The following is a 23,229-nucleotide window of genomic DNA, read 5'->3' on the forward strand; positions in this document are numbered from 1 at the left end:
ACGGGGTGTGACCTCGGCTCTCTCGCGATGGGTTCATTTGCAGGTGTAGTCGACGTCCGGCGCGCTGGCGCGAAACGGGTTTGTCAAGTCGTCTGTGTATTGACCCATCAGCAACCGCTTTTTGGGCAGCAAGTGGGTGCGGAAGAATCGGCTGAAGCTCGCGAGTCGCTCACCCTTTGGTGTAAGGAGCACGCACCCATTCTCAATGTGGATCGTGCCGGACTGAAGTTGCTCAGTCAGGCGCACGTCGACGAGGCGATGTTCCTCGAGGTACTCCTGAGTGAAGACCACTGCAAAGCGGCTCTCCTGTATTCCACCACCGCGCTGTTGCAGCTTTTCCAGAATGTAGAACGAAAGCGAACGATCGAGCACCGTCGGAACCGAAATCGCCAGCGCGTAGGCGGCAAGCAGCCAGATCAGCAGCATCTGTGATTTCTCGAAAGCGCCGAAGAGGGCAAAAGGCTTCCAGCGCCAGACGATAGCGCTGGTGGCAAGCGCAGCTAGAACACCATCAAAGATCGCGCTATAGAACACTACGTCGACCCGGAAGAACGTGATGTGCAACCAATAGATCAAGCAGGCGAAGACGATGAAAATCGCGGACGCGTACAGAAATTTTCTTGTTTTCATGGAGCGGAGAAGACCAGCAGTTTGTTACCCAGATAGCTCAGCACCGTTTGAATCGTCGTCGCAATCAGAAATCCCACGGTGTAATTGAAATGAAACACGTCAGTCCATGCGAACAGCATCAGACCGTGCAGGCATGCGATAGGCAGGTATACCGCAAGGAAGCGCCCGACCTGGCTTCTCCAGGGTGCGTTTCTCTGGCGGAACACAAAGTAGCGGTTGCCGAGGAAGGACGCCGTAATGCCAAACCACGCCGCAATGAAGTTCGCCACTCCCGCCGAGGGAATACCTAACAACTTGAGGTTGATCGTCAGCACGAGGTAATGCACCGCGGCAGCGGCCAGACCGTTGACGAGGAAGCGTGCAATCTCCGCAACGCGCGAAACCGAAGATCTGAATTGCAAGATCACACCGGAACGCCGTCGCTGCGCTCGACGACGTCAATGAAATGATGGTAGGTGACATTCGTAGGCGCACCCGGTCTGCTGACGCCGGTCAACATCAAGCTCATGAGTGCGAGCGAGCCTGTCTGCAGGAAAACCAACACCAGGATACCCAGCGACACCGAAAACCAGCCTGGTGTAGCGTGGCCCGACACCTTGAGGTAGATTGCAATCAGTCCCCCAACGAGAGCCAGCACGCCCATCAGCGCTGAAGCGATGCCCACACGTACGAGCACATCTTCGGCAAATACCATTACGCCGCGAAACCCGTGCAATGCGAGCCCGACGAAATTCATCTTGCTCTTCCCCGCATAGCGCGGCCCGCGGTCCAGTGCACAAGTAATGACTCGAAGGCGCGAACTCAAGACGCAACTGGCGACATGAGTCCAGAGTTCCTGCATCGCGGCGAGTCGCTTGACTGCGCTCGGCTTGAGGGCCATGAAGTTGCCGAAACTGATTTGACGTCCCGTCAATAGCTTGAACAGTCTTTTGTAGACCGCGTAGAAAGCTTTGAATCGCAGGCTCTCGACGCGGGTCTTGCGCTGGGCAACCACAAGGTCCACCTCGGGTGAGTCGAGACTTCGAAGTAATTCGGAGATGGAGGCCGGAACGTCTTCACCGTCCGAATCCATCACGACTACCGGAGCGGTGGCCATGTGGTCCGTCACATAGCTCAGCCCGACCGCGATGGCTCGTTGGTGGCCGACGTTGCGACGCAGGCGAATGACGGTTCCCTCCAGTCCGGCAGCGTTCATCCGACATACCTCGACGGGTTGGCGCACTGATCCGTCGTCCACGGCAATCACATGCACGTTTTTCCCAAAGATAGACGCCAGTTCTTGGAATAAACGCGTGGAAGCTTCGGCATCCTCGAAAACCGGAGTGACCACTACAAATGAGAAAGGGTTGGCGCTCATTGTGGTGAGGGGTTGAGAGACATCAATCGGAACCAAGGGTCCGCAATTCAGGCGCCGGAAGCACAGGCAATGTCCTTGTAAGGTCGTCGGCAGATGGCCATCGCTGTTGGTTGGGCCTCTGCCTCTTCGCAGAATATCCCGCGAACAGCCTTTAGGTCAGCTATCGTCGACTCGCCTTGAAGGCCGTCATTGTGCCGCAAGTACGACGTCTCCTCTCGCGGGAGCCAGCGTCGCGACGGCAGCGATTCGCGACGCAATTGTTCGCCGTTGCCCGAATGCTTTCTCCAAGCTAGCCACCAGCGAGGGAGTGCATGATCCCAATTGCCACTGGCGCTTCATGTCCCAGGTTTCGTACTCGACTGGCTCGCGCAACGAGGCGAGGCCGTGCTGAATCTCGACAGACGGAGCTGTGCCGGCAATGTGGGCCTAGTCAAGTCGCTTGGTGTGAGCGGAGTCTCCCGAGAGCTAAGCCCCCGGATCGTCGGCGTGACGGTCACGGTGTCTGTCAGTGCGAAACCCTACGGCCAGCGCGAAGTGCTGAGCTTCGGCGTCGCTAGAAGTAGGGCCTATCTGTCCCGAGTTCCTGCGCAGCCTGATCCGCCCGCGCCTGCGAAGGGTGGGACGCTACCGAGACAGGCTCCTGCGACGACTCGATTGCACCTTTCGGCCTTCGTGGGGGCCTTCATATATGCTTTCGCGTTGTCAAGGCTGTGCGTTGCTGATGGCGCTTTCTCTACGTTGGCGACAAGCCCATCTACAGAATTGCAAAGAGTTACGGGGTACTACTAACAAGGACACTTGCGAGCCACCCCCCGATCCAATGAGCCCCATTTCTCCGATTCTTGGGGATCTACTGAGCACAACGAACTGAATGTCGCTGCAAACCCTTAATCATTTTTTTCAAAATCTAAAACAACGGCTGATGCCGATAGCGAAGGCTCGCACGATCTTGGCGCTAATCGCGTTGTTTTTTGTTTACTACTCGAACCACGTGTCGATCTGGGCTGGCGACTCATTCGGGTCATCAGTTTTTGCTGCCAATCTAATTCAGAATCATACCATCTACTTTGATGCCGTAACGAAGCATCAATTTTGGCCTTCAGACGCGTTCTTCTTTACGCCGACGGTGACTAAGCACACATTTTCCAGTTACCCGTTGCTGCCGATGTTAATTTATGCGCCATTCAACGCTATTTATTATTTTTTATCGCCGGATTGCGTTGTGCCTGTGTTTAGTGCCGAGTTCGAGTCTTGTCGCCTTTCGAGTGATAAATTCTCCAGTGCGATACTAGCAACCATTGCAGCTCTGCTGTTCTATCGTATCGCCGCATTCGTTTTGCGACATAGGTGTTCTGCATTTTTAGCGACGATATTCTATGCACTTGGTACAAATCACTTTATTACCTCGTCTCAGTCAAATTGGCAGCACGGCCCGATCGAATTGCTGTGCCTGATCGCCATTGGCCTAACTCTCGGCGTTTGGACAAAGAACTCTTCCCTGTTTAAGCCCACTCTGGACTGGGTTAAGTCATTTGTCCTATTCTTCATCCTTGGGCTGCTTATCTGGCTCCGAGTGACGAACGGAATATGGGCGCTACCTTTCTTTTTCTGGCTTGCTTCTCACCGGCGTCAAGACAGATTCGGCCGCTTGGTTTTGGCAGCCGCGGTTGGTCTGTGCTTCGGTATGTTGGGATATGTGTGGAACTATAGGGAATTTGGCAGCTTCATCGGCGGTTATTCGACGCTCCTTAGTGGCCCGCTTGTTGAAGTCTCCCCCAGGCAATTCTATGAAGGTGCCCACGGACTTCTGCTGAGTGCCGGCAGAGGAATTTTCTTTATCACGCCTATAGTGGTTCTTGCCTTTGCTTATTGGCCGCGGGCCACCGCAACGCCGGAATCGTCGCGATTCCAATTGCTTAACGCTTGGCGGCTTTCTGCCGTTGGTTTATTGATCTTTTACTGTTTCTACAGAATTTGGTGGGGCGGCTGGTCAATGGGTGCTCGACTCCTAACTGATAGCATGCCAATTTTGGTTCTATGCGCGGCTGTTGCGGTTGAGAAATCAAGGTCTAAGTATTTTAAGTTGATCTATCTTGTAGCGGGGATTGTTGGGGTTGGCAACCAACTCTGTTTGGCCTTTGGTGCGTCAGGACTTTATGGTCATCAGTATGATCGCTTAAATTTTAGCAACCCCGAGATTGCTTACAAAAATTGGCACGATCCAGCGTTGTTGAGAGCGTATCTGGCTGTGTACAATAAGGCGTTTTACCCGGCGTCATTTTGGGCGGATGAAATTGCGACAGAAAATTCATCTGCTTGCATTCTGAGCGGGGCGGCTTCCGATCTTGAAATCGAAGTTGTAAATCGAGGTAGTGCGATTTGGATCGGATTTCAGGGGGGGTCTTCAAGTCCGCCACAGCTGTCGTTACTTGTTAATGGGCGGAGTGAGATATTTTTTCTAAAAAATCGTTTTGTTGGACCTGGACAAAACGGAAAATTTGTCAATTTTAAGAACCTGCCCAGGGGCACGTCAACGGTTGAACAATTGTCCTGGGGCAATCGCGCGTTGTCTCTTCGGTGTTAGGAGTGACGGCTTGGGCGATACGTTTTAAATGTTGGTTCAAATGGGATGGTCGTTCCTCCAGTAGATCGGCGCCCGATATCCAACGTCGAAGATTGCGTCCAAGAAATGCAAAGCTACATGCTGTGGCTTGCGGCGTCGTCAGCTGCCAGCGCTAGCAAGACTCACGTGGCTTTGGATGTCCAGCAGGATTGCATCAGACTGGAAGTAGCCGAGCCCGATTGCGCTCGTGGCGCTTGATCGGTAAGGTCCCGCGTGCGTGCCCAAGCTACTGAAGAGGCGAACGGGTGATCTGCTCAGCGGATGGCGTGTCCACGTCATCAAACAGGTGCGTACGGTGTCCGCAAGACTCACGTTCGAAGTCCGCACGTCGGCAGTACCTTTAAGCACGCACTCGTCGAGCGCTGCATGCGGTCTGGGGCCTCGGTACCGGGTACTGCGTTTGAGCACCGGGATCGCCAACCTGCTGTCTTCTGGAGGAGGGTCGAACGTGCGGAGCACCCGAAGGCAACAAGGGTCATGACCTCTCTCTGACCGTGTTGGTGCCCGCGAGCCAAGCACCAGCCACGCATATGGACTGAGTGGCGGGTCGAAGAGTCCCAGAGGCCTAGTACATGCGCCCCGGCGCCGACTAGATCCAGTAGTGCAGTACAGTCGTGTCGTCCGCGCCCCAGCGGACACAATTCCATCCTGGAAACTGACGAAAGAGAATATGGCGGCGCCTATTAATCCGGCTCAAGCTGAGCCAACTCTGGAAACCGTGACGTCACAGGTTTGCACGTCCCGGCAATTCTCCGAGGCAGTGTACGAACGCATTTGTCTGGAAATTGGGCAGGATAAACTCTTCCACCGCAAGCAGTGGGAATACATCTATATCTTGCGCGCTCTCGAGCAACTATGTGCCTTGCAGCCAGGCTTTTCGGGTCTTGGCTTTGGTTGCGGGAAAGAGCCGCTCGCGGCAGTCATGGCCCGCCGTGGTGTCAATGTCGTCTGTACTGATATCGAGCCAGTTGAGAAGGGCGATGCCTACTGGGGTAGCACGAATGTTAGGGATTATTTTTACGAGGGCGTATGCCCTTGGGAGCAATTCGAAAAGCATGTCAGCTTTCGGCCGGTTGACATGAACGCCATCCCGGATGACCTAGGGCGGCATGACTTTATTTGGTCCTCCTGCGCGCTAGAGCACCTGGGGTCCCTGCAGCATGGCATCGACTTCGTTCTGGATGCCAATAAGTGTCTCAAGGCTGGTGGTGTTGCGGTGCACACCACGGAACTGAATATCAAGGGCGACGAAGAGACGTTCGAGAGCCAAGGCTTGTCGCTCTACCGCAGGAAGGACATCCTGCGACTGAAATCCTTGGTAGAACGGCAGGGCAACGTTTTTCTGCCGATCAATTTCAATATGGGTGACGGCGAGTTGGACAAATACGTAGACCTGCCACCATACAATCGAAACAAACATCTGAAGCTGATGGTCGAAGAGAAGTATGTCACTACGTCTATTGGATTCGTGATCCTGAAAAGGTGAGCGTTGACGGGGGCGGTCGAGCAGCATGGCGCTCGTCACTGAGCGGTCGAGCGTCAGTTTTCTGTCGCTCATGGCGGTCGGCGGCGGTGGCGGCGTGAGGTCATCTGCGGGCGGTACTGTCGTGTGCCGCCGCTCTCCTCTCGTCGGCGTAGTTGAGCGAAGCTCCCAAGAGCGCGTGATGATGTCCTGAGCCCGGTGTATGCCCGAGCGAGTCGTATAAGTAGCGATCAGTTGCACTGCGGCGCTGGCAGAACCGGACGGACGCTCACCATCAATTAGCTTGAACGAGACCTGCTGGCCTCCCAGCCTAAGACTGAGACTCCGGGCTACGAACCGGCGAATCGCTCGACCGCTCTGATGAACTGTGCTTCGACTGCGTCCGGTGAAAATTGCTTCGTGTACTGCAGCGCGCTCTTTGCCCACAGTGCGTGCCCACCCTGATTCCGCCAGGAATCGCTGGAGACTTCTTCCAGAACGCGGCTGACGGTCGCCGAAAGAGCGTCAAGATTTCCTGTTTCTACGAGATCGGCGAAACCTCCGCTAATTGCGGGCGTGTTCGAATTTTCGTAGGTGACGACGCGACACCCGTTACTGAGCGCCTCGAGGATCGGTATGCAAAAGCCTTCATGCAGCGTGGGCAGTACAAATAGATCGGCCTCGGAAAGAACTTGATATTTTTTGACTTCCGTGGCATTGCCGTGCAGTTCTATGCTCAACCCGTCATATGTCGATTCAAGAGTCTGAATTCTGCATTTGGCCTCCTCGACCACTTGAGGATCGGAAAAGCTCAAATTCCCGATCATGTCCATCTGTAGGCGTCGATTTGGCGAGGCTTGAAGAATTCTTCGTACTGCCTCGAGCAGATCGAGAACGCCCTTCGAAGCCACCAGACGGCCGACGAACACGATGCGTGGCACGTGATCGGAAAAACTCGGCTTGGACCGTACCGATTTCGGGATGTTCTGGATCGAGAGCGGAATGACGCTTGTGGGTACTGTTACACCTGCCGCCGAAAGTACATTTCGGTTGGTTTCGCTGTCGCAAATGACCAGTTGCGAAAACGCCATGTTCGAAATCTGCTTGAACGAGCGGTCGATGGTCTCTCGTGCCGCCGGGGAGACGAACTCCTTTGGCGTGATGTTGTGAAAGATCACCAGTCGTTTGGCAGATTTCGGCGTGGCGATGACGGTGTTGAAGAGAGGGTAGTAGACGCCGAAATGGAAGATTGCGAGGTCGCTTTCCTGGAAGCGCAAATCGAAGACAACGTCGCGCTCAGCTTCCACCTGCCGATGAGGGAGGTGGTCGTACTCGCATGAATAGGCGTAGAACGTCACTTCGTGGCCGCGCTTCTGCAGCCAGCCGATTTCGTTGTTTATGGCGCCAGAAATAGCATCGTATCGGTTGCAGATGCTATGGACGTAAGCGATCTTCATGCTGCCTCCCTTGCCGCGCCATATTCAACGTGTCAACGACCTTAACTGCCATTTGCTCGGACTGGAACATCTCCGTGTACCTTGTCCGTGCAGCGTGTCCGAGCCTCTGCCGCAAATCGTCGTCCTGCAAGAGTCTTTGAATGCACTGGAGTAGCGACGTACGATCGCCGGGTTTCGCAAGCAATCCGGACTCGCCATCGACGATTAGCTCTTCCATTCCACCGGCCGCGCATCCGACCAGAGCGCATCCGAAGCACATGGCCTCAAGGTGGACCAAGCCGAATGACTCGAATCGTGAAGGCGCGACGACAACATCGGACACCTGGTAGTACCCACGAAGGCGCGCATCCGATATGCTTCCGTGGAAGCGGATTCTGCTGCCCCTGGCGATCTCCGGGTGTGACGCCTCGAACTGCTGGCGGAAGGTCAGACCATTTGCCTGTACGATGGTATCGTCACCGACGACGTCGACTTGAAGCTTTGGATCGGATTGAAGCAGGTCAGGAACGATCGTCAGGAAGATGTCGGCACCCTTTCGCGGTTCCAGCCTTCCGACAAAACAGACTCGCTTTGTATCGCTGGGTAGCGGCGCGGGTTTTTCGCTACCTTGTTGGCTCCAGTCAGGCATGCCCAGGTATACGAGATCGAGCTTTTGGCGATCGAACTGAACGCCATAGGATTCTTCGATCTCCTTCACGATGGCATTGCTGATTCCCACCACGCGGTCGCTTTTGAGAAAGAGGGACTTCTCCGCCTCGAGTACGGGGAGGGCGAAATCCCGCATGAACGCCTTGTCGTTGGCGCGGTCAGGATTGGAGTCAAGGTAGGTGGCCAAGGTCGTCTGCAGGACCGTAACTATCGGAAACTCGCCATCCTTAAGAAATGCGAGACCCTCGAGGTCCCAAATGGGCGCGCAAACCGAATCGACGAACCGGCGGTCTGAGATCTCTCGAGCCTCGGCAAGCATCGTCCTCGAATAGTTCCAGAGGTGCTGTGGGATGTTCAGGTCTGCGGGCAGCGGATGCTCCTTTGGAGTGATCCTGTGAATCCATACGCCTTCTTCAAAGTCCACGCGGTCGTGATCGGAGGCCGCGGTCAGTACATGGACTTGGTGGCCCATCTTTGCCGTCTCGGTTGCCAGCTGATGTACGTATCGGCCGATTCCGCCAATATTGCCCGGAGGATAGGTGCGGCTGAGAAAGACGAAACACCGCTGTTCCGCAGCAGGCACGATAGACGAAAACCTCGTCAGACCTTCGACGCCCTCTAGGCCAGCCGATTCCGGGAGTCTTCGCGTCCCTTCTAGGCCCCGCCTGATGCCGTCGCGCAAGCCGCGGTCGACCTCTTCTTCGAATCGCGCGATATCCGAACGATTGAGCTTGTTCTCTCCGACCGCCCAGTGCACTTGATTTCTGAAATCCTCGATCGTCTTGTTCACCACCGTGAGAATTTCACTGGTGGAGGCATGGTCCCTGGCGTTGAGGAACGAGAAGTACGTCTTATTCTTTATGACCGAATACCAGCTTGTCAGCACCCGCGAGTCGTTGCGAATGTGACTCGGCATGTACTTGTGGTGGATGAATCCCTTGTCGAGCTGAGCGACCTTGAATCCCGCGTCGACGAATCGCAGAATGATGTCGCTTTCGTCGAGAAAGTACTCATATTCCTCATCGAAGCCGCCGACTTCGCAAATGGCCGAGCGCCGGAAGACGCTGTTGGCCATCACATGAGGGTAGTTGAAGCTCCCAGGGAAGTTGTACTGAGGCGCCGGACCCTTCCAGTTCAGATCAGCCGTTCCAAATCGATTCAGAGTGCCGAATGTCCATTGGTAGGACTTGCCAGTGTGATCATGGAGAAATCCGCCCGCAACCGCCACCTCCGGATCCGCAAAGGCCGGCATGACATCGTCGAGCCACTCCGGCTCAGGGACTGAGTCGTCATCAAGAAATGCGACGAATTCCCCGCTCGAGATCTGAATCGAGACATTCCGCGAGTGCGAAAGATTCCGAACGCCACAGTCCGCGTACTTGATCGTGTCTCCGTACGATTCGCACAGCTCGTGCGTGCCATCACGAGTCGGTCCCGTGACCACCACTACTTCAAAGTTCGGGTAGCGGAGGTAACGTAGGCTCTCCAAGCAGACCGCGAGGCTCTTCGCGCGCCCGTCGGTATTGATAATGATGGAGACCGAAGGGTGTTGACCGGTCGTCATTTGCTCACCTCTCCCCTTCTGCATGCGACGATCTCGAATTCCTTGCATCCTCCGTTTTCTCGATTTTTCTCGATCACGGTGAATTCCGAGAATCCAACCTCTTCGAGCAGGGTGCGAAGAGACTCGGTCGTCATCATGTTGTAGTGAAAATCGCCGTCGTAGTCCTGGCCGCCGAAGGTTACTTCGCGCAAGCGATCGAAGGTGTATTCATTGGATCGGAAGGCCTCGATCATTCCTTCCGCATCGGGGACGATGGCGCGGAATGTGCCGCCATTTTTCAGTAGCGAGAACCAGTAGGGTAGAAGCTTGCGTCGCAATTCCTCTTGTGGAAAGTGCTCAAGCATATGGGCCGAAGAAATCTCTGATACTTGGCCGCTTTCGAAAGGCAGCGAATCGACCTCCGCGACGATGTCGACACCTGGAAGCGCGCGTCGATCCACATTCAAGTACCCGTCCAGCGGGACATGACCGCAACCAAGATTGAGCCTGATGCCGTTTTCCTTTGCGCTCTCGACTTTCTCGTGGGCGATGATCCGTGTCTCGGTTTCAACGTTCGTCTTCTTGTCCATAGCTGATGTGGCACCATACCGCATCTCGAACATTAGCTCGCGTCGAACGAATTCCACTCGCCCAAAGAGATACTCCAGTGACTGGGTATGACCTCTCAACTCCACTTGTAGCGCATGAATATCGCGCGTCAAATTTCGCACGACGGCTGGAACTGATTTCACGAGATTTTCGTTGTCGCCGACTGATGCGATTTGTCGATGATTAATGTCGGCGATTCCCTGAAGAATCGATGGCAACTGCAATGCCTCGAACTGTTGCTGACGGGAATGCATTTCATTGATAGAATGAATTCTTATCGCATAGTCCTTGCGGAACTCAGGAAGGCGAAGCAAAGCTGCCAAAATCTGAAGAGGGCGCCCCAGAATGGGCCACCCATACATTTTTTTGGCGGTTGTTCTAATAATAGTCTTCATGAATATCTAAGGTAAAGAATCGTGTTCTTATAGAGTTGTTGATTGCCAACGCCATGCGTCGGCACACATTTCTTCGACCGACCGACTTGCCTTCCAGCCCATTTCCTGAAATGCGAGCGAGGGATCGGCCCAACTGGTTGCGACATCGCCTTTTCTTCGATTGGCGAACTCGTACTTGACGCGTTTTCCCGTGGCCCGCTCGAACGCATCCACCATTTGCAGAACGCTGACACCGCGGCCTGTCCCGAGATTGAATGCTGCGAGAGCCGGCTTCCTGTCGATGTAATTCAGCGCCGCCAAGTGACCTTCGGCGAGGTCCATTACGTGGATGTAGTCCCGAATTCCGGTTCCGTCGATCGTCGGGTAGTCGTTTCCATAGATGCTCAGAAACTGCAAGCGACCGATTGCAACTTGCGCGACATAGGGCATCAGGTTGTTGGGAATACCGCGAGGATCTTCGCCTATGAGACCACTGGGGTGCGCTCCTACCGGATTGAAATACCTCAGAACCGAGATCTTCCAGTCTGGATCGGCGCGATAGAGATCCTCCAAAATTTCCTCGACGATTAGTTTCGAGCGGCCATAAGGATTTGTCACCGAGCGTGGCGCAGTTTCGGCAATGGGCGGCGTCGAACCGGTGCCATATACCGTCGCAGATGACGAGAAAACGAGCGTTTTCACGTTCAGCTGACGCATTGCATTGAGCAGGTTCAGTGTGCCTACAACGTTGTTCTTATAGTAGGTCAGAGGATTGGAAACGGATTCCCCAACGGACTTGAGGCCGGCGAAATGAATAACGGCGTCCACGGAGAATTTCTGAAGCGAGTGAAGAATAGCATCTTCATTCAGAATGTCGCCCTCCACGAATTCGGGGCGAGTTCCAGAAATTCTCTCGATTCTCTCGATTGTCGTCGAACTACTGTTGCACAGGTTGTCAAATACAACCACCTTCATTCCGGCCTCGAGCAGTCGCACCACCGTGTGCGAGCCGATATACCCGGCCCCTCCAGTCACGAGTATCGTTTTCTTCATTGGATTTTGGGTTTCGAAAAAATCCCGACTTGGCGTCGAACCCCTTTTTTTATCTCTGTTTCGACATGTCGAGGGTTTTTGGTTGATGATTATTCTTATTTAATTTAGAGACTTGCGAGCCCGATTTGCAACTGCGAAATCGCAAAACTTGAATTCCAGGCTTTCGTGAGCTGCCGGGGGTAGCGCTAAGATATTCGTGAAAGCGCCCAAAGTTCGACGACTTAGGGGCCTTCGATACGCTGCAGATGTGCCGATTGCTTGAGCCAACGGAGGCTGGCCCGATGTCCGCCGCCCTGCCCGACCAGCCAGTAGCGTGCGGTTTGATAGAGCGAATCGACTCCATGATCGGCAAAGCAGTGAGCAAGATCCCTCCTCACAAAGAATGCATTGACTCCGCTCAGATTACAGCTGACGAGTTTGTAGCCCTCGAGCATATCGACCCACGACTGCAGGGAGGCGCCGTAGTAATCATCGCCCGACCATCGATGGTCGGACCTATAGTCCATCTCAAGCCGCGTAGGCGGCGGGAACTTGGCGTTGTATTCGACGCAAACGAGCTTGGGTTTGACTAGCTTCAGGGAGGCGCGAACGAGATGCAAATCGTTGCCGTCGATATCGAACGAGTAGAAGTCGATGTCATCCGTGTTCAGAAAGTCGCGGCATTCCTTGATCACGCGCTCAATGGACTCAAGGGTGACGAACGCCTGGCGCACCATGAGTTTGGGCGTTTGGTGACTGCCTAATGCTTCTTCGATAAAACGAATCTTCGATGAATCGCCGTCGAGCCAGCAGCCCGTGAAGCCATCGAGCACGAGTTGGTGCGTGTTGTTCTCGATTCCGTCCGCGCACCCAACCTCAATGAATGTGTGCGAGAGCGGCGTTGCTTGACCAATGCGACGGAGGCATTCGCGAATGATGCCATCCTCATCGCACTGTGAGAATGATCGCCAGCCGTGGATCGCGGGATTGCCGGGTGTCTCACTCATCACTTGCGCCCGGAGGTCCGCAAGATAGCGCTGCGTTTCGTTGTGCGGGACCTGGTTCCGCACTTGTTCAGTCAATTGCGAAATGGCGGCGTTCAGTTGCCGCAGTTGCGCAGAACTGGCTTCGACCCGCTCAAGAAGCGCATCGCGCGCACTATTGATTGACGCACTAATCTCCGTGGCGCTGCTCCTAGCAAGTTGCTCTTGCCGTTCGCTGGACTCGCTCACGCGCGTCAACTGTGTCGCACCACGCAAAATGGAACCGTAGAGTCGCTCAAGCTGTCGAAGCGGAGTGATGTTGTAGGCCATGAGCAAGAGGTCGTAGAGATGAACCCGTTATCGTCTGCGCACGACGAAATCGGGAGGGTAAACGGGGGGCATCGGCGCTGCACCGCGCCGACGCTTAGAGCGGCCTTAGAACGAGTGGCCTTCGGTGTTTCGACGTAGATCTGCCTCGACCATCATCGCGCACAATTGTTCGAGCGTCGTCTTAGGTTCCCAACCCAGCTTTTCCTTTGCTCGGGCAGGATTGCCGATCAGCAGGTCGACCTCTGCCGGTCGATAGAACTTCGGGTTGACGCGAACCAGCGTCTTGCCGGTCTTGACGTCGATGCCAACTTCATCTTGTTCGGCGCCTTGGAAGCGCAATTCATATCCAGCAGCCTTGAAGGCCATCTCAACGAATTGACGGACGGTTTCAGTCCGGTTAGTCGCCAGGACGAAACTGTCGGGTTCCTTAGCCTGCAGCATGAGCCACATGCCTTCCACGTATTCCTTGGCATAACCCCAGTCACGCTGCGCACTCAGATTGCCGAGTTCGAGCACGTCCAGCTTTCCGAGCTTGATCTTTGCAACGGAGTCGGTGATCTTGCGCGTGACGAACTCCCGGCCACGCAGCGGACTTTCATGGTTGAACAGGATGCCGCTGCAACCGAAGATGCCATAGCTCTCGCGATAGTTGATCGTCATCCAATGTGCGAACAGCTTGGCGACGCCGTAGGGGCTGCGCGGATAGAAAGGCGTGTCCTCGACTTGTGGAATTGCCTGAACCTTGCCGAACATTTCCGACGTCGAAGCTTGGTAGAAGCGGATCTTCGGATTGGTCAGGCGAATGGCTTCGAGTAGGTGCAGCGCGCCCATACCCGTGATCTGAGCCGTCGCGTCTGGTTGATTGAAGCTCACGCCCACGAAACTCTGCGCAGCGAGGTTGTAGACCTCATCAGGCTCAGCCTCCTTGATCAAGGTCAGCGAGCTGCCGAGATCGGTCAGGTCGTACTCGACCAGATGCAGATCCGGGTTGTGCTGGATGCCGAGCTCCTCGATGCGCCAGAAATTGACAGAACTCGTCCGCCGATACGTTCCGTAGACCACATAGCCCTTGGTGAGCAGCAGTTCGGCGAGATAGGCCCCGTCCTGGCCGGTAATACCTGTAACGACAGCACGTTTTTTCATGAGAACCCTTCTTCGTTCCTGTTTAGTTCTGACTAGCGATGTTGAACATCGGCGATATCCGCAGCGGATGCCAAGGGTGAGGTCGGCTTTTGCGCTTCTGTCCCCGCGGCTTTCCCAGCATATGGCGTGGCACCCCACAGGGCGGCCTTGAACGCCGCCGCGACCTGCTGGTCCTGGGTGAGAGGCGGCATTTTCTCAGATCGGGGAGGGGCCTTGGTTCTCGTGGCGCTCTTCGGGACGTCTGCCGCTCGCGATACCGGCTCAAGGTCGGCCCCGATCTCGAATGCGCGGACATTGAAGCTTCGGCGTCGTGGCTCGGTCGCGCTTTCCTTCAGCAATGCAGAGAGTTCGCTCGCGCGCTCGCGCGAGACGCAGATTGCACCATGATTTTCCGCGACCACCTCGAGCCACTCCACGGGTGGTGTCAGGTTGTGGATAACCATTTCGACGCGGACTCCGGCTTGCCGCAGCTGGTGGTAGTAGCCGCGTTGTTCGAGTACCAGATCCGGCGGCGAGTCGAGGCCGACGAACACGTCGTCGGCCCGGAAATCGATCGGTACGTCTTGAAGGGCATCGACCGGGCAGTCCAGCAAACCCAGCGTGAATGCTCGAGCGTATCGGTAGCCGTGCTTCCCTGGCTCAGCGTAGACCGGTTCAATCCTATGGTGCGCCGGCGGATCCGACAGAAGGGCTCGCAGCAACCCCTCGGACACACGATGAGTTTCAGCTTTTTCGTTCTGAACAAGCCCAGACACGTCGACAAACATGCAACGCATTGGTGCAGGTGGCGGGAGGGTTAGAGCCATGGCTCGCGCGAGTTCGACGGCTTCCGTTCCGTCGATCGGGCCGTCAGACGCGGCGATGGCCTCGATCAAGCCGTCGCGCCCGCCCGAAGCACGTGCCGCGAACCTCTCGATAGCATTCGCATAGCCGCTCGCACATACATCTGGCGCATGCCGAGTTGCAATCGCCTGCCTTCCGCGCGCCCCCAATGCAAGACGTTCGGAGGGGTTTCGCCACAAGTATTCCAGTGCCTGGACAAGCTGCGAGTCGGAGAAGGTATCCGGCAGCATGGCCACCGCATCCGGCGGCAGCGAAGCCATGGACCCATTGGCATTCACGACCGTCGCGAGTCCCCGGCTCATCGCGTCCAACACCGTCCCGGATGTCTCGCCGCGCGACTGAGCGCGCAGTTGCACCGCCAGATCTGCAGCGGCGAGATAGCGATGAAACACCTCGGTGTTGGCCCACCCGGTGATCTTGATTCTCGGATTCTTGGTGGCAGCAATTTGTCGATCCATCTCGATGCTGTAGGGCGGAGCACCCTTTTCGCCGACAAACACGAGGTGGCAGTGCGGGTCGGTTGCGAGTGGAGACGCCAGCCATGCATCAAGGAGGCGCTTGTTGAGCTTCGTCGGCCCCAGCAGGCCAAACTCGCACACCAGAAAGTCGTCGGGCCCTAGCCCCAATTCACGGCGCGCCGCGGCGCGCTCCGCGTCGTCGCGCGGAGGCAGTACGCGCAAGTGCGGAACGAGCGCCCATTCCTTGGCAATCGATTCGCCGAACCATTGCTTTGCGAGCTCGACAGAGTATTGCGAATGGACGATCACCCCTTGCGCGTTCGAAATGACGCCAAAGCTACAGGGGTATTTGTAGACGACGTCGGCGACATCATCGGCTCGGTAGCGTTCTGCAACGGCAAGGTAGCCGTGCGATTCATACAGTGGCTCGACCCATGCAAACTCCTGCTGCAGGTGGAGTTCCTTGAAGATTTGGGCGCCGCTCAGATAAAAGTCATGCAAGACCACTGTGCCGGGAATCTCGGTCAGCAACTCGAACATGTGTTCGTGGAACTCGGAGTTTCCAAAGTGGTAGAGCACCCGATCAAATTCGGAATAGTGCTCGCAAAACCAATCGACGCTTCTAAGCGGAAAGCTCGCGGCAAGCATCGGATCACTGAGCCTCTCCAGATCGGTGATCAACTCGATGTCGTAGTGCCGCGCGAGCTCAGGCAGAAGCTCGGCGCTGTAGCTCGAAATGCCGCTGCGCTCTGGTGGCAACGGAGAAACGTAGGCCAGCCGCGGCCGAAGTCGACGATAACCGGGCGCCTGCGGTTGGAGGCGCTTGCCGCCAGTTTCATGCAGCATCTCCAGCCCGTCGAGGGCACGTCGTGCCGACGCCTCCCAACCGAAGGTCTCCGCTTGCCGACGACCATGCTCGATGAGCATCGATCTGAACTCACGGTCAGTCAGCGCCTGAAGCATCTTGCCCGCAATGGCTGCGTCGTCCCGCGGGTCGAACATCGCTTCCGGCAACCCGATGACTTCGGGAACGCTCGATGTATTCGCGCCGATTACGACGGCACCGCAACGCATGGCTTCGAGGGCCGGTAAGCCGAAGCCTTCATGCCAGGACGGGAAAACGAAGAGGGTGCACAGGTTGTAAAGCTCGACGAGATCCTGGTCGGGCACGAAGCCTGTCACGACCACATCGCCGTCGGCAAGTCCCTGCTTGCGCGCAAGCTCCAGCAGGGCCTTGCGATCTTCCTGCCGTGCGGAGCAGACGATGGCCAGGTGATGGGCGTTTCGCACTTCGGTGGGCAGCAGGGCGAAGGCCCGGATCAGGCCCTCGATGTTCTTGCGAAGATCGATGCCGCCCGTGTACATGATGAACGGCTTGCGCAGTGAGTAGCGCGCCCGCAGGGCCTGCTCGCGCTCTTTTGGAACCTCGATCACCTTGAAATGCGCGTCTGCCGCGGTCGAGACATTGATGCAACGATCCGGATCGAGACCAAGATACTCGATGCCTTCGCGCCGCGATGACTCGGAGATTGCCAGCCACATGTCCGCGCGCCGCAGTGCCCCGATCTTCCGCATGTACCAACTCTTGACGGTCGGGTTGTCCAGGTATGGCCGCGCATTGATCAAAGGGATCAGGTCATACAAGGTGACTGCAGTGGGCATCGAGAGAAAGCTGCCGATGCTGGTGACTGCTGCGTCGCTGAGCCCTTCGAAGAGGCTGGTGATAAAGACGACGTCAGGTTCAAGGCTGGCAAGAAACGCTTCGTACAGCTTTTCCTGTGCTCTCTTGAAGCCCGCGCTGGATTCGGGTGCAAGGGGTGCGGATTGCCACACACGAAAGTTCTCCGCCAGAACCAGTCCGCTGAGTCTTTCCTTGATGGGGTCGATCGAGTCCGGAAACTGGCCGTTCAGCGCCAGGACGATTTCATGTTCCCCTGCCAATCGTGCCATTGCCTGGGTGAGCGCCGACGTGTAGCGACCGATCCCGCGCGTGCCGCTCGATGTCGATTGGGCGCCCTGTAGGTCAATGACGATCCGCATCGAGATTCCTTGTGCTGAGCTGGCGAGTGAGTCGATCGAAGGCGTTCTGTGCGGCCGGCGACAGATTCGCCGGCCCTTCAGTCCTTGGTCTTCTCAAGTTCCTGAATCTCGGCTGATGCGGGGCGTCGAACATCGCGCTCAGGCGCCTGTGCACCGGGGGGGCGACTCGAAGCAGCGAAAGAGTCGCCCGCTTAAGCCGGGGCCGTCCTTCGAGGCGGTTCGCAATGCGTTGCAGGATCTCCCTTGCGCGGCGTTTGAGGCCACTGACGATGCGTCCGTCCTGGTAGGCCTCCGAGACGCGGCGCCAGGCATCCTCTAGTTTTCCGTGGGGGGCAGTCGGCATGGCAGGCTGTCTTGTGGTGTTGTCGAGCTCCTGCGAAACGTGGGGTCTCAAGCAGGGGCGTAGGGGCCAGGCGGCCCAACGATTCTAAGGGGGCTCCGGAAGCCTCTCGTAACCGCGACTAAACTCGCCCAACTTCGATTTCCCTCAGTGATGACAAGATGTAATCCCCCCTTGTTTCGACCGTTTCCGGATGACCGGAGGGTTGCATGCCATTGAAGTCGTCGTGGCGCATTTTGCAGCGTGTGCGAGGGCGGTTGAGACGTGCCGTCACCGAAGCGCAGGCCAGGGCGGGACTGGCGCCTTTCGTCAAGAAAGAGCAGGCGCGAATTGCTCTGCGCCAGCGAGGCGCGCAGGTCGCGCATGCGCAATCGCTGGATCTCTTCGACGACGACGTGGTGGCGCGATCGGTCGGTTTGCCGAAGGCCGACATCCTGTGGTCGCCAGTCACGCCGGCGGATGTGGTCGATCGTTGGTCGGCAGTTCGCTTTTGCGTTGATGCGTGGCGCAGGCGCGAAGACCTCCGTGCGAGGTTCCCGAATGGGATCAGCGCCGGCCCGGAGGGAGACTTCGGGACCTGGATTCGCGAGGAAGGCGCTGCTGAATTGGGCCTGTCCGACGCGGCCACCAACCATGTTCTCGAGGCCTTGAAGTCCGGCCCCAGTGATCGCGCAAGGCAGGCTTTCCTCGCTAATGTCGCATTGGTCGCCGTGCTGCCCCATGGCTTGACCCCGGCGGGGATGCACGATCTTCTTCGCTGGTTCATGCGTTCCGGCCGCAAGGAATACGGCCTGCGCCTCGAGGAGGTCTGGTGGCTCTTTCTGGAAGCCGAGCGGGATGCCCGCCACGAGCTCATGCTGGCGTATTCGTTTACGCCTGCGTGGCAGCAGCGGCACCCGGACGGCCTGACGGTGTTCGGACGCGAGGATTTTGCAGCCTGGTTCCGCGCGGAATATGGCGCATCGGGGGCCTGGACGGACCCGCAGTCCTGGCCCGATTGGCAAGAGCCGGCAGCTCAGGTCCGCATCGGCTATTGGGCGCGAAGCGCGTGGCGTTCCCGCCATCCGGACGCGCTGTCGAGCGAAGATGCCGCGCGCGGCCTGCTCGCGTGGCTGGCGACTTCGGAGGCCGAATTGTCCGAAGCCGCGCATACGTGGTGCGCCCAACTCGACAAGGCGCGCGTGAGCACCCAACTCGCCGCGCTGGGCCTCAACGTCATCGGCCACTTCTGCTATCCGTCCGGCCTCCGCGTCTCGGTCGAATCGATGGTCGAGGGCCTGGAGGCTGTGGGCGTGTCGACTTCGCTGCGCGACGTCCGGACGGACGCCAAGGACGACCCGCACCATGCCCTGTTCCGCGGCGCCGAATGCCACGACGTGACCGTGATTCACGTCCAGCCCGAGCCGTTCTTCGACCAGGCCTATCGGCGTGCGGATCTTTTCGAGCGCAAACCTCGGCCCTACCGCATCGCCTACTGGTACTGGGAGTTCGATTCCATTCCGGAGTCGTGGGTCGCGCATGCCAGCCGGGTCGATGAAGTCTGGGCGGCGACCGAGTTCGTTGCCCGTGGATTGCGCGAACGTCTTTCCATTCCCGTGCGCACGCTGTTCCCCGGCGTCAAGCTGGCGCCGTTCGAGCGCAGGCGCCGCGCTCATTTCGGTCTGAGCGATGGGCCATTCACGTTCCTCTTCACCTTTCACATGGTGAGCGTGATGGAGCGCAAGAACCCGCTGGGCCTGATCGAGTCGTTCAAGAAGGCGTTCCGGCAGGAAGACGCGGTGCGGCTCGTTCTCAAGACCTCGTTCGGCGAGCGCTTCCCGGCACAGATGGCCGAGCTTCGCGAGGCGGCCGTAGGCGCGAACATTACCGTGATCGACCAGGTCTACAGCCCCGACGAGGTGCTGTCCCTGATGGACGCCTGCGACGCGTACGTCTCACTCCACCGCAGCGAGGGCCTGGGGCTGACGATGGCCGAGGCGATGCTGATGGGCAAGCCGGTGATCGCGACCAACTTCTCCGGCAACGTCGACTTCATGGACGAGGACAACAGCCTGCTCGTGCCTTACGAACTCGTGAAACTCGGCAAGCCGATCCCGCCCTACGGGGCAGACCTGGAATGGGCCGATCCGTCCGTCGATGAGGCGGCCAGGCTCATGAGGCGCCTCTACGAAAACCAGGAATGGGCCCGGGAACTCGGCGCTCGCGCCAAGGCGAGTGCCGAAGCCAATCTCTCGCTCCCGGCCGCGGGCGCGCGGATCGCGAGCCGGCTGGAGGAAATCAGGGCGCTGCGCCGCCCGGCGCCCTGATCCGCATCCGACTCACGAGGTCGAGACGATGCGGCCGTGCTCGAGGTGAATGACCCGGTTGCATTCCTTGGCGATGAGCTCGGGCGAATGCGATGCGAGCACCAGGATGCCGGACTTCGAGACCACGTCCTTCATCCGTTGCTCCGCCTTGTGCGTGAACTCGGCGTCGCCCACCGAAAGCCATTCGTCCATCAGCAGGATGTCCGCCTCGACGCTGGTGGAGATGGAAAAGGCCAGCCGCATCAGCATGCCGGTGGAATAGGTGCGCACCGGCATGTTGACGTACTCGCCGAGCCCGCTGAATTCGCAGATATCGTCCGTGAGCGAATCGATCTTCTTCTTGCTCATGCCCATCACCAGGCCGCGCAGCATGATGTTCTCGATGCCGGTGGCGTCGGGCTCGATGCCCAGCGAGGGGTCGATCAGGCTCGCGATGGTGCCTTGACGGACGAACTCGCCCGCCGACGGTTCATAGACGCCGGCGAGCGTGCGAAGCAGCGTGGATTTGCCGGCGCCGTTGTGCCCGACGAGGCCCAGGCGGTCGCCGCTCTTCAGTTCGAGATTGATGCCGCCGAGCGCCTGCACCACGTTGACGCCGGTTTCCTTGCCGAAGCGGCCGCCGGTGACGGATGCCGCCAGCGTCTTCTTGAATGACGCAGCGCCCGCTCCGTAGATGGGGAAGTTGACTGAGACGTCTTTGAGGGAGATGAGTGCCATGCTTTTTTACAGCCAGTAAACGACCCGGCGCCGGTACTTCGAGAAGAGCATGCTGGCAAGGACGAGGTTGATCGCGGTCCAGCCGAGAATGCCCCACCAGTTGTGGGCGGCGGAGACGTTGCCCATCAGCGGCGCGCGCAGCAGGTCGAGCATCTGGGCGAGCGGGTTGTACAGGATGTACTGCCCACGCCCGGGCAGCGTTTCAGGCAGCCAGAAGACCGGTGTCAGGAACATCAGCATCTGCATCACGCTGGTGACGATCTGGGTGATGTCGCGATAACGCGTGCAGACCAGGCCCAGCATTAGCCCGAGCGCTTGTGCGTTCACCATGAGCAGCAGGAACGCGGGCACGAACAGCAGTACGTGCGATGAGAGCGAGATGCCGGCCCACAGGGCGACGGGAATGTAGATGACGATCTGGTGCGCGAACTGGATCAGGTTGCGCGCCATGCTTCGCCAGACGAACAGGCTGATCGGAAAGTAGCCCTGCTTGAGATAGTTTCCGGAGCCGACGAAGGCATTGCACGAGTCGTTCACCATGCTGGAGAGGAAGTTCCAGAAGATGATGCCGAGTGCCAGGTGAGGGAAGAACTTCGAAAGCTCGGTGCCGAACAGGGCGCTGTAGAGCGGCCCCATGCCGCCGATCATCGCCGCCATGCTGAGCGTCAGCCACAGTGGGCCGAGCATGGAGCGGCGGTAGCGCAGGACGATGTCGAACCACGCCAGCGTCCACCAGATGTCGGTGCGGCGGGTTCCTTCCCACCAGTCGCCCCAGGCGGTGCGGTGCAGATTGGAATGTGCTTGACTCATGCGCGTCCGTAAGTGTCGGCCAGACGCACGATGTCGTCTTCGCCAAGATAGCCCCCGCACTGGACTTCGATGAGCACCAGTTCGTCCTTGCCGATATTGGTCAGGCGATGCTTTTCCTTGAGCGGGATGTAGCGGTATTCGCCCGGCAGCGTCTTGTGTTCGACGTCCCCGATCTGGACCATCGCGGTGCCCTTCACCACGACCCAGTGCTCGGCGCGCTGATGGTGGTACTGCAGCGAGAGCGACTCACCCGGCTTGACCGTGATGCGCTTGACCTTGTAGCCGTCCTCTTCCTTCAGGGAGGCGTAGGTTCCCCATGGGCGATGGACCACCGCGGGAAGAGTCACGGTTTCGTGCCCGCGGCTCTTCAGCGTGTCGACGACCTGCTTGACCTGCTGCGCGTTGTTCTTGTGTGCGACGAGCAGGGCGTCCGGCGTGTCGACGATCACGAGATCGCGGATGCCCAGGGTGGCGACCACCTTCGGGCCATGGCTGTCGACCTGCACGTGGGTGCCCGTCGTGTCGATCGCGACGACGTCGGCAGGCATGGTGTTTCCACTGGCGTCCGACGAATGCGCATTGGCGACCGCGGGCCAGGAGCCGACGTCGCTCCAGCCGAATTTCGCCGGGACGACATGAACGTTCTGGGCGTGCTCCATGACCGCGTAGTCGATGCTGATGTCCGGCTGGAGGCCGAACGCGTGCAGGTCGAACTGCACGGTGTCGTCGACGGTCTTCGACCCGTCGAGTGCGCGACGGGCGGCGTTGACCACCTCGGGTGCATGCTTTTCAAGCGCAGCCAGGATGGCGTCCGCCGTGAAGCAGAACATGCCGCTGTTCCAGTAGTAGCGGCCGGTCGCGAGGTATTCCTGCGCGGTCTGCAGGTCGGGCTTCTCGACGAAGCGGATGGCGCGCTGGCTTTCGCGCGACACATGCTCCACTTCGATGTAGCCGAATCCGGTGTCGGGGCTGGTGGGGCTGACGCCGAAGACAACCAGATTGCCTTGTGCCGCAAGCCTGAAGGCCTGGCTCGCGCTGGCCACGAAAGCCTCCACGTCGGGGACCAGATGGTCGGCCGACAGCACGAGCATGACCGTGTCGCCGCTGAATTGCCGGGTGCACTGGAGCGCCGCGAGTGCAATGGCGGGCGCGGTATTGCGGCCCTTGGGCTCGAGCAGGATCGTGGCCTGCGGCGGGTCCGCCATCTGGCGCAGCACGTCCTTGGTCAGAAACAGGTGGTCCTTGTTGGTCACGACCATGAGGTCGCCCGTGCCGCAAGCCTGTCCGCGCTCGATGGCCTTCTGCAGCAGCGTGGAGCCACCGAGCTTCATGAAGGGCTTCGGGAAAGCCTGTCTGGAAAGAGGCCAGAGCCTGGAGCCGGAGCCTCCCGAGAGAACCACTGAGAGCACTCGCATCATTGTCCTAGAGGTTTGGAGGGCCGCGATTTTACCGGTGAGCCAGGATTCGCCCGATCTCGCCTGTCGCGGGGCGCGAGGATAATGCCTCGCCTCCGCGCGCTCTTTT

16 protein-coding genes are annotated in these 23,229 nt (G+C 58.1%); 3 read left to right on the forward strand and 13 right to left on the reverse strand.

All coding sequences use genetic code 11. The annotated features are described in order from the left end of the window. Window positions 1–33 precede the first annotated feature (33 nt). The 3 genes from BLW05_RS11455 to BLW05_RS11465 are packed head-to-tail and all read right to left on the reverse strand — an operon-like array spanning window position 34 to window position 2,023. Window positions 34–630, reverse strand: a complete 597-nt coding sequence (locus BLW05_RS11455) for a hypothetical protein (protein WP_093162628.1) — start codon at window positions 628–630, stop codon at window positions 34–36. Beyond that, on the reverse strand, window positions 627–1,037 hold the full coding sequence (locus tag BLW05_RS11460) for a GtrA family protein (RefSeq protein ID WP_093162630.1): 411 nt from the start codon (window positions 1,035–1,037) through the stop codon (window positions 627–629). Before BLW05_RS11460 ends, BLW05_RS11455 begins: the two co-directional genes overlap by 4 nt. Beyond that, window positions 1,034–2,023 (reverse strand): glycosyltransferase, encoded by a 990-nt coding sequence (locus BLW05_RS11465; RefSeq protein ID WP_218135163.1) that lies wholly within the window; start codon window positions 2,021–2,023, stop codon window positions 1,034–1,036. The genes BLW05_RS11460 and BLW05_RS11465 overlap by 4 nt, the downstream gene beginning before the upstream one ends. A gap of 835 nt (window positions 2,024–2,858) precedes the next feature. On the opposite strand from BLW05_RS11465, the gene BLW05_RS35355 reads away from it, so the two are divergent. Beyond that, the gene (locus BLW05_RS35355) at window positions 2,859–4,571 is read left to right on the forward strand and encodes a hypothetical protein (protein ID WP_143044814.1); all 1,713 of its coding nucleotides are present in this window, start codon (window positions 2,859–2,861) and stop codon (window positions 4,569–4,571) included. 709 nt (window positions 4,572–5,280) lie between these two features. Next, window positions 5,281–6,096 carry a class I SAM-dependent methyltransferase gene (locus tag BLW05_RS11470; RefSeq protein WP_093162633.1) on the forward strand — a complete coding sequence of 272 codons (816 nt, stop codon included), beginning with the start codon at window positions 5,281–5,283 and terminating at the stop codon, window positions 6,094–6,096. Window positions 6,097–6,422: 326 nt separating this feature from the next. Here the strand turns inward: BLW05_RS11470 and BLW05_RS11475 are convergent, their stop codons facing one another. The 7 genes from BLW05_RS11475 to BLW05_RS11505 form a co-directional block, all read right to left on the reverse strand. Next, a complete protein-coding gene (locus BLW05_RS11475; protein WP_093162634.1) occupies window positions 6,423–7,529 on the reverse strand; it encodes a glycosyltransferase family 4 protein in 1,107 nt (368 codons plus the stop codon). Further along, window positions 7,507–9,741 carry a glycosyltransferase gene (locus BLW05_RS11480; protein ID WP_177142627.1) on the reverse strand — a complete coding sequence of 745 codons (2,235 nt, stop codon included), beginning with the start codon at window positions 9,739–9,741 and terminating at the stop codon, window positions 7,507–7,509. Before BLW05_RS11480 ends, BLW05_RS11475 begins: the two co-directional genes overlap by 23 nt. Continuing rightward, window positions 9,738–10,724: a class I SAM-dependent methyltransferase gene (locus BLW05_RS11485; protein WP_143044815.1), complete on the reverse strand. Its 987-nt coding sequence runs from the start codon at window positions 10,722–10,724 to the stop codon at window positions 9,738–9,740. The genes BLW05_RS11480 and BLW05_RS11485 overlap by 4 nt, the downstream gene beginning before the upstream one ends. Before the next feature lie 27 nt (window positions 10,725–10,751). Beyond that, window positions 10,752–11,756: a UDP-glucose 4-epimerase GalE gene (galE, locus tag BLW05_RS11490; RefSeq protein ID WP_093162639.1), complete on the reverse strand. Its 1,005-nt coding sequence runs from the start codon at window positions 11,754–11,756 to the stop codon at window positions 10,752–10,754. Window positions 11,757–11,977: 221 nt separating this feature from the next. Continuing rightward, window positions 11,978–13,048 carry a hypothetical protein gene (locus BLW05_RS11495; protein WP_093162640.1) on the reverse strand — a complete coding sequence of 357 codons (1,071 nt, stop codon included), beginning with the start codon at window positions 13,046–13,048 and terminating at the stop codon, window positions 11,978–11,980. A 105-nt stretch (window positions 13,049–13,153) separates the two neighbouring features. After that, window positions 13,154–14,191 carry a GDP-mannose 4,6-dehydratase gene (gene gmd / locus BLW05_RS11500; protein WP_093162642.1) on the reverse strand — a complete coding sequence of 346 codons (1,038 nt, stop codon included), beginning with the start codon at window positions 14,189–14,191 and terminating at the stop codon, window positions 13,154–13,156. Window positions 14,192–14,223: 32 nt separating this feature from the next. Further along, window positions 14,224–17,532, reverse strand: coding sequence for a glycosyltransferase (locus BLW05_RS11505; protein WP_093162643.1), 3,309 nt, complete (start codon window positions 17,530–17,532; stop codon window positions 14,224–14,226). A gap of 597 nt (window positions 17,533–18,129) precedes the next feature. Here BLW05_RS11505 and BLW05_RS11515 point away from each other — a divergent pair. After that, a complete protein-coding gene (locus BLW05_RS11515) occupies window positions 18,130–20,178 on the forward strand; it encodes a glycosyltransferase family 4 protein (RefSeq protein WP_256330199.1) in 2,049 nt (682 codons plus the stop codon). A gap of 12 nt (window positions 20,179–20,190) precedes the next feature. Here BLW05_RS11515 and BLW05_RS11520 read toward each other — a convergent pair whose 3' ends face one another. From BLW05_RS11520 to BLW05_RS11530, 3 genes are read right to left on the reverse strand one after another with little or no spacing between them, the layout of a single operon-like run. Continuing rightward, window positions 20,191–20,895: an ABC transporter ATP-binding protein gene (locus BLW05_RS11520; protein ID WP_093162648.1), complete on the reverse strand. Its 705-nt coding sequence runs from the start codon at window positions 20,893–20,895 to the stop codon at window positions 20,191–20,193. A gap of 6 nt (window positions 20,896–20,901) precedes the next feature. Continuing rightward, complete coding sequence (locus BLW05_RS11525) at window positions 20,902–21,705, reverse strand: ABC transporter permease (RefSeq protein ID WP_093162649.1); 804 nt, start codon at window positions 21,703–21,705, stop codon at window positions 20,902–20,904. Further along, entirely contained in the window at window positions 21,702–23,120 is a 1,419-nt protein-coding gene (locus BLW05_RS11530; RefSeq protein ID WP_093163146.1) for a mannose-1-phosphate guanylyltransferase/mannose-6-phosphate isomerase, read from the reverse strand. The genes BLW05_RS11525 and BLW05_RS11530 overlap by 4 nt, the downstream gene beginning before the upstream one ends. Between the last annotated feature and the right edge of the window lie 109 nt (window positions 23,121–23,229).

Origin of the sequence: Variovorax sp. YR216, from assembly GCF_900107745.1 — a bacterium.
GTDB lineage: Bacteria > Pseudomonadota > Gammaproteobacteria > Burkholderiales > Burkholderiaceae_C > Variovorax.